Source organism: Streptomyces sp. MAI_2237 (genome assembly GCF_054189285.1).
Genome location: NZ_JAJPGQ010000009.1, coordinates 376,750 through 390,173, shown reverse-complemented (window position 1 = coordinate 390,173; position 13,424 = coordinate 376,750). Strand labels below are relative to the sequence as shown.

11 protein-coding genes and 5 pseudogenes are annotated in these 13,424 nt (G+C 68.2%); 9 read left to right on the top strand and 7 right to left on the bottom strand.

Annotated elements, in window-relative coordinates; translation table 11 throughout:
* Window positions 1-30: 30 nt before the first annotated feature.
* A complete protein-coding gene (locus tag LN251_RS37150) occupies window positions 31-1,125 on the bottom strand; it encodes a carboxylate-amine ligase (protein WP_458248556.1) in 1,095 nt (364 codons plus the stop codon).
* Window positions 1,126-1,679: 554 nt separating this feature from the next.
* Between LN251_RS37150 and LN251_RS37145 the strand changes: the two genes are divergently transcribed.
* Window positions 1,680-2,867 (top strand): amidohydrolase family protein, encoded by a 1,188-nt coding sequence (locus LN251_RS37145; protein WP_458248555.1) that lies wholly within the window; start codon window positions 1,680-1,682, stop codon window positions 2,865-2,867.
* 63 nt (window positions 2,868-2,930) lie between these two features.
* Here the strand turns inward: LN251_RS37145 and LN251_RS37140 are convergent.
* Window positions 2,931-3,335, bottom strand: a pseudogene (locus tag LN251_RS37140) (winged helix-turn-helix domain-containing protein); the annotation flags it as partial.
* A gap of 165 nt (window positions 3,336-3,500) precedes the next feature.
* Here LN251_RS37140 and LN251_RS37135 point away from each other — a divergent pair.
* On the top strand, window positions 3,501-4,244 hold the full coding sequence (locus LN251_RS37135) for an SOS response-associated peptidase (protein ID WP_458248554.1): 744 nt from the start codon (window positions 3,501-3,503) through the stop codon (window positions 4,242-4,244).
* A gap of 97 nt (window positions 4,245-4,341) precedes the next feature.
* On the opposite strand, the gene LN251_RS37130 is transcribed toward LN251_RS37135, so the two are convergent.
* On the bottom strand, window positions 4,342-5,073 hold the full coding sequence (locus LN251_RS37130; protein ID WP_458249506.1) for an alpha/beta hydrolase: 732 nt from the start codon (window positions 5,071-5,073) through the stop codon (window positions 4,342-4,344).
* A 155-nt stretch (window positions 5,074-5,228) separates the two neighbouring features.
* Here LN251_RS37130 and LN251_RS37125 point away from each other — a divergent pair, with 155 nt between their 5' ends.
* Window positions 5,229-5,621: a winged helix-turn-helix transcriptional regulator gene (locus tag LN251_RS37125; protein WP_458248553.1), complete on the top strand. Its 393-nt coding sequence runs from the start codon at window positions 5,229-5,231 to the stop codon at window positions 5,619-5,621.
* A gap of 278 nt (window positions 5,622-5,899) precedes the next feature.
* Here the strand turns inward: LN251_RS37125 and LN251_RS37120 are convergent.
* Window positions 5,900-6,649 (bottom strand): annotated as a pseudogene (locus LN251_RS37120) (transposase family protein).
* A 355-nt stretch (window positions 6,650-7,004) separates the two neighbouring features.
* Here LN251_RS37120 and LN251_RS37115 point away from each other — a divergent pair.
* Together LN251_RS37115 and LN251_RS37110 are read left to right on the top strand one after the other, a co-directional pair.
* On the top strand, window positions 7,005-8,195 hold the full coding sequence (locus LN251_RS37115) for an IS110 family RNA-guided transposase (protein ID WP_458244312.1): 1,191 nt from the start codon (window positions 7,005-7,007) through the stop codon (window positions 8,193-8,195).
* Window positions 8,196-8,268: 73 nt separating this feature from the next.
* Complete coding sequence (locus LN251_RS37110; RefSeq protein ID WP_458248552.1) at window positions 8,269-8,799, top strand: S1 RNA-binding domain-containing protein; 531 nt, start codon at window positions 8,269-8,271, stop codon at window positions 8,797-8,799.
* On the opposite strand, the pseudogene tnpA reads toward LN251_RS37110, so the two are convergent.
* A pseudogene (gene tnpA / locus LN251_RS37105) lies at window positions 8,704-9,081 on the bottom strand (IS200/IS605 family transposase); the annotation flags it as partial. The gene LN251_RS37110 and the pseudogene tnpA overlap by 96 nt on opposite strands.
* A 38-nt stretch (window positions 9,082-9,119) precedes the next feature.
* On the opposite strand from tnpA, the gene LN251_RS37100 reads away from it, so the two are divergent.
* Both LN251_RS37100 and LN251_RS37095 read left to right on the top strand, forming a co-directional pair.
* Complete coding sequence (locus LN251_RS37100; RefSeq protein WP_458248551.1) at window positions 9,120-10,334, top strand: RNA-guided endonuclease InsQ/TnpB family protein; 1,215 nt, start codon at window positions 9,120-9,122, stop codon at window positions 10,332-10,334.
* Between the two features lie 58 nt (window positions 10,335-10,392).
* Window positions 10,393-10,818, top strand: coding sequence for a DUF5707 domain-containing protein (locus LN251_RS37095; RefSeq protein ID WP_458248550.1), 426 nt, complete (start codon window positions 10,393-10,395; stop codon window positions 10,816-10,818).
* 222 nt (window positions 10,819-11,040) lie between these two features.
* On the opposite strand, the gene LN251_RS37090 is transcribed toward LN251_RS37095, so the two are convergent.
* Complete coding sequence (locus tag LN251_RS37090; protein WP_458248549.1) at window positions 11,041-11,445, bottom strand: hypothetical protein; 405 nt, start codon at window positions 11,443-11,445, stop codon at window positions 11,041-11,043.
* Window positions 11,446-11,755: 310 nt separating this feature from the next.
* Between LN251_RS37090 and LN251_RS37085 the strand changes: the two are divergent.
* Window positions 11,756-13,025 (top strand): annotated as a pseudogene (locus tag LN251_RS37085) (MFS transporter).
* 95 nt (window positions 13,026-13,120) lie between these two features.
* Here the strand turns inward: LN251_RS37085 and LN251_RS37080 are convergent.
* The gene (locus LN251_RS37080; RefSeq protein WP_458249553.1) at window positions 13,121-13,366 is read right to left on the bottom strand and encodes a hypothetical protein; all 246 of its coding nucleotides are present in this window, start codon (window positions 13,364-13,366) and stop codon (window positions 13,121-13,123) included.
* Here LN251_RS37080 and LN251_RS37075 point away from each other — a divergent pair.
* Window positions 13,310-13,423, top strand: a pseudogene (locus tag LN251_RS37075) (SDR family oxidoreductase); the annotation flags it as partial. The gene LN251_RS37080 and the pseudogene LN251_RS37075 overlap by 57 nt on opposite strands.
* Between the last annotated feature and the right edge of the window lies 1 nt (window position 13,424).

Genomic DNA, 13,424 nt, shown 5'->3' with positions numbered 1-13,424 from the left:
CTTTCCCATCGCGGGGCGGAGGGGCATGGCTCAAGGCATGGTGCTCTGGGCGAGCACGAGGGCGGTGACCGCGGGCAGTCCGCCGTCGAGGAGGGCGGCGCGTTGCCTGTCCGCGCCGGTGCCGTCCTGGAGGAGCCGGTGGACCAAGCCCGTCACCTGCCGGCTGTCACCCGAGGCGTCGAGCGCGGGAGCGATGTGGCGCAGCAGCTCGTACAACATCTCCCCGGCCCGGCGTTGTCGCCCACTCGGGTCGACCAGGGTGCTGCTCAGTCCGTGGCGGGCGGCATGCCACATGCTCGCCTGCAGCAGTTCCTGGTCGCAGTCGAGCGTGGGAGCTCCGGCGGTCGTCTCCGCCAGCGCGGTCTCCACCAGGGCCCGGACAAGGCCCGTGAGCATCACCGCGTCGTCTGCGCGCAGCTGCACGTCCAGGCACCGCACCTCGATGGTGGGGTACCGCTCCGAAAGACGGGCCTGCCAGTAGAGCTGGCCGGTGTCCGAGATCAGACCGCTGTCGAGCAGTCGCTGCACGCGCCGGTCATGGTCGGTGATGTCGGCGAAATGCGGAGGCATTCCGCTGACGGGCCAACGGCTGAAGATCACCGTGCGCCAGCTGGCGAAGCCGGTGTCGTGGCCGTCCCACAGCGGAGAGTTCGCGGACAGGGCGGTGAGGGTCGGCAACCACACCCGGATCCGGTTCATGATCCGCAGGCCGGTCTCCCTGCTGGGGACCCCGACGTGCACGTGCATGCCGTTGACCAGCTGCTCCGCGACGAGCTGGGGCGCCTGGGCGAGCATGGCACGGTAACGGGCCTGGTCGGTGACGGCCACGGGATGACCATGGCGCAACGGTGGCGTGGCGCAGGCCGCGATCCGGCAGCCGTGCGCCTCCGCGGCCGATCCGATGGCGTGCCGCAGCCGGTACAGGTGTCCACCGACCTCCTCGAGGGTCGCGCACACCGGCGTGGCCACCTCCACCTGCGCCTGTAGCAGCTCGCAGTGCACCTCTTGGTCGGCCACGAGATGCCCCAGGCCGGCCGCGGCGCGCACCTTGTCCGCCATCGGTACCGGTAGACCCGTGACCGGGTCGACCAGCAGGTACTCCTCTTCGACACCGATCGTCGTCATCGATCGCCCTCGGTTCTGCCGGTCGGCGGGCTGGACATCGAGGCGCCTGGCCGGTGCGTCTCATGGCGGTTGCCTCGAAGAGGACAGGCTCGGTGACCGAGTGCCGCAGCCTTTTCGTGGCAAACGTCGGCAAATCCATGGACGAGACGGCCGGCATGGCCGGGGACACCCGACCATGCGGACATCGGGGCTCCGTGTGACTGCCGAATCCCGATGCCCGGGGATGGTCGGTTGTCTCCCTCGACCTTACGGCGGCGTCCTTGGCGCGGTCCACGAAGGCGCTTGCCGGGCCGGGTGCCGGCGCCGCCATCGGTCCCGGCCGGCGGGCACGGCTGCGGAAGCGCCTACGCGTGTGCGTTGCCGTCCGTGGGGAGGGTGCCGGCGACGGGCCGAGGAGGTCGACGCCGAATGCGCCACCCACTCTCCTCGCCTGACGAAACGCTCTTTGCTGTTATCGCGTGCTGTGAGCGCTCCTTGCGTCCTGATGATGGAAGCATCGAAGTACTCCGTGCGGCGGCGGAGTGCCGAGGTTGGTGGGCGGTGGGAGGATCACCATGCTGGCTCTCCGGGTCGGACGGATCTTTGACGGCCGTGCCCTCAGGCGGGACGGGGGAGTCGTCTTCGTGGACGGCGACCGGATCGTCGGGGTCGAGTCCTTGGCGCACGACATCCCGTCGGGCTGTGAAGTCCTCGACCGCCCCGGCGGGACACTGCTGCCCGGCCTCATCGACGCGCACGTTCATCTGGTCGGTGACTCGGGGCCGGGGGCGCTCGAAAGGCTGGCCGGGTTCTCCCCGGACGACCTGTCGCGCACGATCGAGCAGTCGCTGCGGGTCCACCTGGCAACCGGCGTCACCACCGTCCGCGACCTCGGCGACAAGGCGTGGTCCGTCGTCGACTGGCGCGCCCGTCCCCACGCGGGACTGCCCACAGTCCTCGCCTCCGGGCCGCCGATCACCAGCAGGGGAGGACACTGCTCCACCATGGGCGGCGAGGTCTCCGGGGTGGACGAACTACGAGCCTCGGTCCGTGAGCGGGCGGAGCGCGGGGTCGACATCGTGAAGATCATGGCAAGCGGGGGCATGACGACTCCCGGAACCGCGGTGGACCAGGGACAGTTCACCGCCGAGGAGCTCGCGGCCGTGGTCGCCGAGGCGCATACCGTCGGACTTCCGGTCACCGCCCACGCACACGCGCTGGTTTCCATCCGCGACGCGATCGCGGCCGGCGTCGACGGGATCGAGCACTGCACCTTCCTGACCGCCGACAGCGTGTACGTGCCCGACGACGCGATCGCGGCACTGGCCGCGCAGGGCATCGTGGTCTGCCCGACGATCGGGCGGGCGCCGGATGCCGTACCGCCCCCGCATCTCCTTGAACGTCTGCTCAAGGCCGGCATGGATCTGGAAAGCCGCGCCCGGCAAGTGGCCCATGCACACCGCGCCGGAGTCACGATCATCTCGGGCACCGACGGAGGCATCAACCCTGGCAAGCCGCACGGCATCCTGCCCCGCGCCATCTCCGATCTGGTGGCCGGCGGCATGGCGCCGGCCGACGCGCTCGCGAGCGCCACGTCGACCGCGGCGGACGCATGCGGCCTGAGCGACCGCAAGGGCCACGTCCGTATGGGGTACGACGCCGACCTCATCGTCGTCGACGGAGACCCGCTGTCCGACATCAGCGCCCTCCTGCGCCTCGACAGCACGATCCTCGCCGGAGAAGTCCTCACCCTCCATGGCTGATGAATGTGGCGAGGAAGCGAGGGACGTCGCTGATGTCCGCGGGTGATGACGGCACTGCCGTCCGACCGGGAGATTGACGATCAGGTTGCGGAAGCCACGCCGGCCGAAGCCCTTCGGCTCGTCCTCGCGGCCCCGGTACTCGCGGATCGCGTAGATCAGTCGAGACCACTCGCCCGGCTTGTAGCAGGCCATGCCCGCCAGCGACACCCGTCCGGAACCACGGTCCCTCACCCGCACGACCCGGGTCTCGCCGGTCCGGCCCCGGGTACGCGCGCGGCAAAGTCATCGACTGCCCGGCCTCGTCCTTGAAGACGATCCAGGCCCCGCGCTCCGCCGCGGTGCTCTCACCCGCGGCCAGGTCTCCTTCTTCCGGACCTCGACCGCGTCGTCATCTCGCTCGATCGCCCGCCGGGCGGGCTGCTGCCGGCTCCAGCCCTGCCGCTTCAGCAGCCGCCAAGTGCCCTCGACCGGTTGCGCTCGACCGGCACGACCTCGGCGTGCGGGGCGAGTGATCCAGTGGTGTGCGCCGTCGTCGGCGGGGACAGGTCGAGGACGCGCCTCGGGCAACCGCAACCTGACACGACACCGCGCCCATGGGGTGGCGCGGCACCAGGTCGGTGCGAGAGTGGGGGTATGTGCGGTCGATACGTATCCACTCGCAGCCCCCAGGAGTTGGCCCCGCTCTTCCACGTGCCCGACGTACCTGCCAAGGAGACGCTCGCGCCGAACTGGAACGTCGCCCCGACCGACGACGTCTGGGCCGTCCTCGAACGGGCACCACGCGACCAGGACGACAGTGCGCCGACGGAGCGGGAACTGCGGCCCCTGCGCTGGGGCCTGGTTCCGTCGTGGGCGAAGGACATCAAGATCGGCGCCCGGATGATCAACGCGCGGGTGGAGACCGTGCACGAAAAGCCCGCGTATCGCCGGGCGTTCACCCGGCACCGCTGCCTCCTGCCCGCCGACGGCTTCTACGAGTGGGAGCAGATCAAGGACCCCGCCACCGGCAAGGCGCGCAAGCAGCCGTACTTCATCCATCCGAAAAACGATCAGGTGATGGCCCTGGCCGGGCTGTACGAGTACTGGCGCGACCCGGCCGTCCAGCAGGACGACGACCCGGCCGCCTGGCTGCTGACCTGCACCATCATCACGACCGAGGCCACCGACGCGGCCGGCCGCGTGCACCCCCGCATGCCGCTCGCCCTCACCCCCGAGCACTACGACGCCTGGCTCGACCCCACCCACCAGGACGCCGACGAACTACGGGCCCTGCTCGGCCAGCCGGCCGGCGGCCACCTGGACGCCCGCCCGGTCTCCACCGCCGTCAACAACGTCCGCAACAACGGCCCCCAACTCCTGGACACGCTCACCTCGTAGCTCTGTCCGCCCACACCGCCAAGGGCGCCGCGTGGGGGCGCCCTTTCCACCCTGGTGCCGCCTCCGTCGCGCGGTTGCCCGACATGGCAGCACGACATCACATGGCGGCGAGCTTGAGCAGCAGTTCGCTCAGCTCCGCCGGCATCGTGATCATGCAGTCGTGCCCGGTCGGCAGCTCCCACACCTGTGCCGGAGATCCGTTGGACTGTATCGCGGGGACGGGCCGCCGCGTGATGTCTTCGGGCTCCACGCCGACGCAGTGGATGTGCGTACGCGGAATCAGGTCCGTGGCCGGGTTGTCCAGCCGCACCGGCTGTTGCAGGCAGCCGACCGGCTGGTCGGAGAGCATCGCACGCAGCCACTCGGCGTCCGCCGGGTCGACGACCCCGAAGAGACCGAACGGCGGGGGCATTTCGGGCAGCGGCGGAATGCGCCAAGGGCTTTCCGACTTCGAGGCCAGGTCAATCAGACGCTGTGTCAAAGGCTGGACATCGACCGCGGTTTCTCCGTGCTCAGGCACCATGGCATCGAGGTACACCAGGTGGGCGACCCGTGCCGGGACCTCGTTGGCCACGGACGAGATGACGAGTCCCGCGTAACTGTGACCCACGATGACCACGTCGGTCAGGTCTTCCTCGTCCATCAGCCTGACGACGTCCTCGACGTGCGTGTCGAGTCCCACCTCGGGACTGAGCAGGTGGGCCTTGTCGCCGTAACCGGTCAGCGACGGTGTGAGCACGCGGTGTCCGGCCGACTCCAGCAGCGGGACCACACGTTCCCAGCAACGGCCGTTGTGCCAAGCGCCATGGACGAGCAGATATGTCGACATGGTAAAAGCGGTCTTCCTCTTAGGTGCGCGGAGGCGGAAACGCAGCGGTTCCTCTTTGTGCCTCGGTACTCTTTGAGAACCGAAATCATCGTTGCGTACCCTCATGCACCGAGCAATAAGGCACATTTCGGTGCCTCGGTTCCCTGGAGGTAACCATGAGCACAACCGGCAGTGAGGCAAAGCCGGTACGGCGGGAGGACCCATGCCGCACCCGCGAAGTACTCGACATCGTGGGGGACAAGTGGTCGTTGCTCGTCGTACGTAACCTCAGCCAGGGACCGCGCCGCTTCACCGAACTCAAACGAGCGATCGACGGAATCAGCCAGCGCATGCTCACCGTGACCCTACGCAGCCTGGAGCGCGACGGAATCCTCACGCGCACTGTCCACAACGTCATGCCGCCGCACGTCAGCTACGAACTCACCCCGATGGGCAAAACCCTCCGCCAAGCCACAGCACCCTTGCTGGAGTGGAGCATCACGCACCTGGCAGACATCGACGCGGCCCGCACAAGGTACGACACCCGTCCCGACACATCACCCGTCTAGTGCTCTGACTGCGTGGTTTGGCCGGTTTGGTGGTCGCGGCGGTTGGATGAGGGTGATATCGGTTTCCGACTGCTGGAGGTGCGGTGGCCGAGCCTGTCCGCGTGCGCAGACTGACCGACCAGGAGGGGTGAACCGGTTTGCCCGTGACGCCCTCTCAAGACCGCACCGCGAGCACACTTTCTACCCAAGGCACAGCTCCTCGTGACAAGCTGGAAGCATGATGGGCGGACCGTCTGAGAACCCAGAATTCTGGGCGTTCCTGGAGTCACTGAGTATTTTCAGCGTTGCCGCTCCAGGGTGAGGACGGTTTTGGTGATGACGGTCATGCGGTTGGGACTGATGCGGGATCTGCGGAAGATCTGCCAGGACTTCAGCCGTGCCATGCCGCGTTCGACCGGTGCCCGGGCTGTGGTCAAGGCCCGATTGACGGTGCGCTGGGTGAGGGTGAGCTCGCCGCCTGGCGGGCGTTTGAGTCCGGTGGTGACCCAGGGGCCGGCACCCTGGTAGGCGCGGTCGGCGAGGATGGGGACGCCCTGGCGTTCGCAGATCCGGGTGATGTGGTGAGTGCGGGCCGCGGTCAGGTCGTGGGTGCGGCCCGGCAGCGCGGGCGAGATCTACAGCACTTCACCGGCAGGATCGGTGATGACCTGGACGTTCATGCCGTGTCGGCGGTGCTTGGCCGAGTAGTCGGCCCGGCTGTCGCCGACGCGGTCGCACTCGGCGAGAGTGCCGTCCAGGAGGACGAACTCCGGATCATGCTCGCGCAGCGTCTTGAGCAGGCCGGGCGCTCGGTCGGCGAGTAGACCGGTCACGGCGGCCACGTAGGCGTGGGCGGTGCCGATGGATATCCCGAAGCCGGCCGCGATCCGGGCCGGGGTGTCGTGGCGGCGCAGGTACACCAGAGCGATGAGCGCGCGCTGGTGCGGCGGGAGTTTGCACCTGCGGTCACCCTCGCGGGTGACGATGAGCATCGTGACCCACTCGACGAGGGCATGCGGAAGGTCGAGTGCGGCAGGATAGGGAACCAACAGGGCTCCTGTGCCGGTGTGTTGAGACTTCGAACACCTCCACCAACGGCACGGGAGCCTTGTGCGTTGCGGCCCTTACCTCGACCTGAGCAGCGTCACCCGATCAGTGGCCACGCTGAAAACGCTCCCTACGTTGTTCTGCGGGACGTGTTGAGCCCTTCGTATGGTTCATCCACCCAGGGGTGCCGGGTGTGGTTGAAAACGCTCTGCCGCTTGTGGCTCTCAGTGATTGGCCGCCCGGTACCCCACGACGACTCGGCTGCCAATTAGGAACTGCGAATGATCGCTGGGTAGGGAATCGACAGCGAGGTCGTCCGTCGGGAGGCACCAGCACAACACCGCACGGAGGCATCACATGGCCGCCATCTGGGCCGGCATCGACGCGGGCAAAGTCCACCATCACTGCGTCGCCATAGACGAGAGCGGCCGTCGGCTGCTGTCCCGACGCGTTACCAACGACGAGCCAGAACTACTCGAACTCCTCGCCGACGTCCTGGCTTTGGGCGGCGAGGTGACCTGGGGCATCGACCTTGCCGACGGCGGAGCCGCCCTCGCTATCGCGATCCTGCTCAACCACGACCAGCTGCTGCACTACATCTCCGGCCGGGCCATCCACCGCGCCTCCGAGAGCTACCGAGGAGAGGGCAAAACCGACGCCAAGGACGCCGCCGTCATCGCCGACCAGGTCCGCGTCCGACGCGACCTGCACCCTCTACGCGCCGACGACGACACCGTCACCGACCTCAAGCTCCTCACCGGTCGGCGTATGGACCTGGTTGCCGACCGCACCCGCACCGTCAACCGCCTGCGAGCCCAGCTCACCAGCGTCTTCCCCGGTCTGGAACGGGAGTTGGATCTGACCAACACCGGTCCACTCACCTTGCTGACTGGCTACCAGACCCCGGCGGCCATCCGCCGAATCGGCGCCAAGCGGCTGGAGACCTGGCTGCGAAACCGCCACGTCGTCCGCCCGGACCGGCTCGCCGAGATCGCCGTCCAGGCCGCGGAACGGCAGCACACGAGCCTGCCCGGCGAGAAGCTGGCCGCCGAGCTGGTGCACACGCTGGCAAAGGAGGTGACGGTCCTCAACCAGCAGGTCGCCGATCTCGACAAGAAAATCGAGGCCCGGTTTCGTGACCACCACGCCTTCGACGTGATCACGAGCATGCCCGGTCTGGGCATCATCCTCGGCGCCGAGTTCCTTGCCGCCACCGGCGGCGACATGGTGGTCTTCGGCACCGCTGACCGCCTCGCCGGCTTCGGTGGCGTCGCACCAGTGCCCCGCGATTCCGGGAAGATCAGCGGCAACCTGCGGCGTCCGCGGCGCTACAACCGTCGTCTCCAACGCGTCTTCTACATCTCGGCGTTGTTGAGCATCCGACACTGCGATGAGTCGCGCAGGTTCTACGACCGCAAACGCACCGAGGGTAAGCGCCACGTCCAGGCTGTCCTCGCCCTGGCCCGACGCCGCGTCAACGTCCTCTGGGCACTCCTGCGCGACGGGCGGTGCTACGAACTCACCCCGCCCAGTGCTCTCGCGGCTTGACAGACCGCATTAGGAATCACTGCACCGCGGAGAGTTCCTTTCCGGCACGGTCGCGGCGATCGAACGGTTCGGTGTGTTCGTGGCGCTGGACGACGGACCCGCCCACCCGGTTTTCCCCGGCGTCGGGTTCATCTCCTTCGCTGAACTGTCCTGGCAAAGTTCCGAGGCAGCCTCCGACGTCGTGCAGGTTGGACAGCGCGTCTCATGCGAGTTTCTCCAGTTCGACACACGGAATCTGGAGGCCAGACTGTCCTTGAAAGCCATGCGGCCGGACCCTTTTCAGGTATTCGCCGACACCGTCACGGTGGGGCAGGAACTGCCTGGCGAGGTCACCAAGCTGATCCCGTTCGGCGTCTTCGTCCGGGTCGCCGACGGAATCGAGGGGCTGGTTCACCTGCGGGAGCTCGCCTGGACACCGGTGGAGACTCCATCTCTGATCTTGCGTGGGTATCCCCGGCTTCAGCCGGGGAGGGAAACGCATCCTGAGACTGCTCTGACGTGCATTCTGGAGCGGACGTTTTTGCTGCTCGATGTACTGACGGATCACGGTGCGCGGTGCACCGCCGCACGAGGCTGCGACGTAGGCACGGGGCCAGAACACTGACCCCGTGCCGATGCGGTTGATGCGGCCGGTGTACTCGGCCCGCAGGTATCGGGAGCTGACGCCCTTGAGAGTGTTGATCAGCTTGGACAGGGCGATCTCCGGCGGGTAATGGATCAGCAGAGGTATGTGATCGGCCTCGCCGTTGAACTCCTTCAGCTCCGCCTTGAAGCTGCCGCACACCTCGCGCATGATCTCTGCGCAGCGATCCGGCATCGTGTCGTCGAAGGCGCCACGTCGGTACGGATGTTGGGGTTTGGTACCCAGCGCGCTGACATACGCCAGTAGGGTCTTGGAGGCTGATCGGGAAGGGGGTGGGTCGGTTGATCCGTGCGTACAAGTTCCTCATGCGGCCCACCGTGGGCCAGCAAGCCGCGCTCGGCGAGATGCTGCGCGAGCACTGCTCGCTCTACAACGGCGCCTTGCAGGAACGCCGTGACGCCTACCGGCACGCCTCGAAGACCTCGATCAAGTACGGGCAGCAGTCCGCGCAGCTCAAGGACATCCGGGCCTTCGACCCGGAGCGCCAGGGCCGGTGGTCGTTCTCGTCGCAGCAGGCGACCTTGCGCCGCCTGGACAAGGCGTTCGCCGCGTTCTTCCGCCGCGTGAAGTGCGGGGACAAGCCGGGGTATCCCCGATTTAGGGGGGTGAACTGGTTCGACACGGTGGACTTCCCGAAAGACGGGGACGGCTGCCGCTGGGACTCCACCCCGCACGATCACGTCACCCGCGTCCGCTTCCAGGGCGTCGGGCACGTCAAGGTCAACCAGCACCGGCCCGTGGTCGGCACGGTCAAGACCGTGTCCGTCAAGCGCGAAGGCAAGCGCTGGTACGTCGTCCTGACCGCTGAGCAGGCCCAGCCCGAACCGCTCCCCGCGACAGGGTCCGTGGTGGGCATCGACATGGGTATCGCCTCGTTCCTCACCACCTCCGACGGTGAGCACGTCGAGAACCCACGCCATGCTTCGAAGGCAGCCGCCAAGCTCGAACCTGCACAGCACAGGCTCAGCCGGTTCGGGCGCGTGCGCCGGGACAAGCGGACGGCGAATCATCAGCGGGCCGTCCAGCGGGTCGCCGACCTTCACCGCAAGGTACGCCGCCAGCGCCTGGACCACGCCCACAAGACCGCGCTCGGTCTGGTCCGGGACCACGACCTGATAGCGCACGAGGATCTCAAGATCCGAAACATGGTCAGGGCCCCCGTGCCGAAGCCGGACCCCGAGACGCCGGGCAGCTTCCTGCCCAACGGGTCCGCCGCGAAGGCCGGACTCAACCACTCGATCTCAGATGCCGGATGGGGGGTGTTCCTGACGATCCTGCACGCCAAGGCTGAAAGCGCCGGACGAAACGTGATCGCCGTGGACCCCCGCAACACCTCCCGGACCTGCCCCGAATGCGGGCACGTCAGCGCGGAGAACCGGCCCACGCAGGAGACGTTCCACTGCGTTGGCTGCGGCCACCTGGCGCACGCCGACACCGTGGGCGCCCTGAACGTTCTACGGGCCGGGCTGGTCCGTCGCGACGCCAACCCGGCATAGCGAGAAGCCCCCACCTTTAGGTGGGGGAGGAGTCACGTCGAGTCGTGTCGTTGTGTCCGTGGCTGTCGGTGCCGTCGCTCTCGCAGGAGTTGGTGCCCTTGGCCTGGCCTACGCCGGGGACCAGCCGCCGGCGCTGGCGCACAGCACCGCCCGCTACACCGCGCCCGCCGGGGAGCGTGCCGGCGCACTGACCTTCACCACTGACGTCACGTCATCCTCCGGCATCAAGAGCGTGAAGGTGCTTGCCTGGCCGGCCAAGTCGTTGCTTGCGAAGAAGGCGCTGACCGCCAAGGAGATGGCCGACGCGGAGTCGGCCGTCTGCGAGGCCTCGGGCGAGGACACCGCACGGTGCACCTACAAGGTCACCGTCTCCCGCGCCGATGCCGATGGATCGCCCCGCGGGCCGTGGCATGTCGCCGTCCTGGTCACCGCCAAGGACGGCGAAACGACGTTCAAGAGCAGGGCCACGGACTTCACCGTGTGAGCCCCGCGCGCGTGCGTGTGTTGCTTTCACGGCGGGTAGTCCGCCTCGGAGTCTGCGGAGTCTGCGAGGTCCGGTGCCAGGGGCAGTCCCCGCCCGGACTCCGGCGCAACGGCATGCTCTTCGGTGGGCCGGCGGAGTTGCCCGGGCGGCGGCCGGCTTCGTGCATGTACCGTGTGTGCGCCTCCAGCGCTGACCGAGCTGCTGCCCCCTCCGGGCCGCACGTCAGGCGACCGCCAGCAGCATGTTCGTCTCGGCGAGTGCGAGGGCGAGCCCGACGATGAAGAACAGTCCTTGGACCACAGCCGTGACCGGCATGCGCAGACTCGCGTGGACGAACGTCGAGATGGCGAGCGCGGCGGGAATGATCCAGACGAGGGCGAGTCCCGAGAACGAGATTCCCGCATGAGGTCGTTGACCGGCGGGCAGGCCGTCGCCCGCGGCCATCATGCCGGCGAAGGTCATGATCACGGCGATGCCCGTTATAGCCAGGGCATCGGCCGCCGCGAGCAGGAGCGCGATCACGATGTCCGTCAGGCGGGAGGGGCGGCCGGACCTGGCGGTGGTTGGGCTCTCGTCGTATGTCCGTCGTTTGGCGATCTTCTTCCGAATTCCAGCGAATCGGGCCACTGCTCGACTACACCACGGAGGGTGCCATTCCGAGCTGGCCGGTACGTAACGAAGCGGACCCTAAAAGGGTGAGAATCGGCATCCGGCTGATATGGCCTCATACTGCCGAGCCTGACGGGCTGACCTGTGAGAGTGGTGTGGAGACGGTATAGTTCAGTCGTCAACTGTCAGCGTGGGCGGGCCAGTTGCTTTTCCCTGCCGTTATGGTGAGTTCCGCCGCCCTACAGTCGATTGACGCACCTCACTTTCTCGCGGGGCAACTGCCTTTATTCTCCGCCTCCTAGCACCTCTCACCGAAAGCCTCCTGTTCGTGGCCATCACCGTGCACGAGGACCGGCCCGCCGGTCGGCATGCAGCCGTTCCACCCGGCAGTCACTTTCGGCGAATCTATGCTCCGCGTGCCAGTGATGCCTTGGCGTTTTCCATGTCGACGTACGCGATGCCGCTTCTGGTCCTGACGATCACCAGTTCCGCCTCTTTGACGGGTCTGGCCTTCGCCCTGGAATGGACGCCGCGGATCGCGGCATTCGTACTCGCCGGGAACGTGGTGGATCGCCGTGGCGCGGCCATCGTGTGCTTCCTGGCATCGCTCGGCCGGGCGACGGTGGTCGCGGCGGCGGCGGTCACCCTGACGATGCTTCCGCGGGGAACGACCGAGACGGTCGTCATCCTGGTGCTGGCGGCCGTGACCGGGACCCTCTCGCAGTTCGGGTTCGTCGCCAACGAGGCTGTCGGCGCCGTTGTCACCCGGCGCGGGGAAACCCGGCCGGACGGGATACAGGCGGTACTCGTCGGCATCGACCAGACGGCCACGGTCGTCGGCCCGCTGCTCGCCGGTTTTCTGCTGCTGGCCGGCCCCGGGTGGATGCTCGCATGTCTGAGCGCGGTGTCGTTGTTCGCTGCCGTACTCGGACTGCAGACCCCGCCGACGCCGCTGCGTGCCGCGTCCCCGGACGGGGCGGGGAAGGTCGGCGGGCTGCGGGCGGGCCTGCGCACGTTGGTGCGGCTGCCGGCGCTGGGCTGGCTCGTGGGTGGCCTGGCCTGCTCGAACCTCGCCCTCGGGCTGCTGCAGTCCGCCAGCCCGGTCATCGTCGTGGAGACCTTCGGCCGCTCCTCGGCCAGCGTCGGCACCATGTGGTCGGCCGCCGCGGTGGCGACCCTGCTGGCGATCACCTGCTGCCGTCTGGTGCTGAGCCGGCTCGACCTGTGGGCGGTGGGCGTCGTGTCCGCGACGCTCGCCTCCGCGGGCCTGTCTGGGGCTGCCGTTGGCGCCGTCGTACGTCTCCTACACGATCCTGGTCGCCATCTTCATGGCAGGCGACGGCGGCCTCACGGTCGTCCTGCGTACCGTACGGTCGCTGGTCATCCCGTCGACGGCCCTCGGCGCCACGCTCTCGCTGACCATGCTGATCCTGCTGCTGCCCTTCCCCGCGGCCGGCGTCATCGTCGCCCTGACGCCGCCCCCGCATCTGGGCCGGGCGGTGCTGGTCTGCGCCGTGCTCCAGGCTGTCGCTCTGGTCGTCACCTTCACCAGCCTCCGCAGTGCGCCGGCCCTGCGGTTGGTCGCCGACCGACGGTGACCCCCGGGGCCTGCTCCTCGCGTGTGCGCCTCTTGGAGCGGGTGGGGAGGGGGGTGCTTGCGGCTGATGGATGGCGACGCCGCGCGGCCCCCGCTTCACGCGTCGCCGGCGTCCGTCGCCCGGGCCCGTAGGTAATCGAGGCCCGTGTCGAGCGCTGCCTTCAGATGGGTGGAGTCGCCCGTGGACATCATCATGGTCACGCCTCCCTGGATGCCGGCCAGCAGGGCGGCGGCCGTGCGGTCGGCATCGAGGTCCGACGAGACAAGGCCCTTGGCCTGAAGGGCGAGCATGTCGCGCACGCCGTGGTCTGGCTGGCCAGCGACGAGGCAGCCTTCGTGCACGGAACGGTGGTGGACGTCGACGGAGGCCGGACAGGCGTCGCCGTCGTCGCGGCGTAGC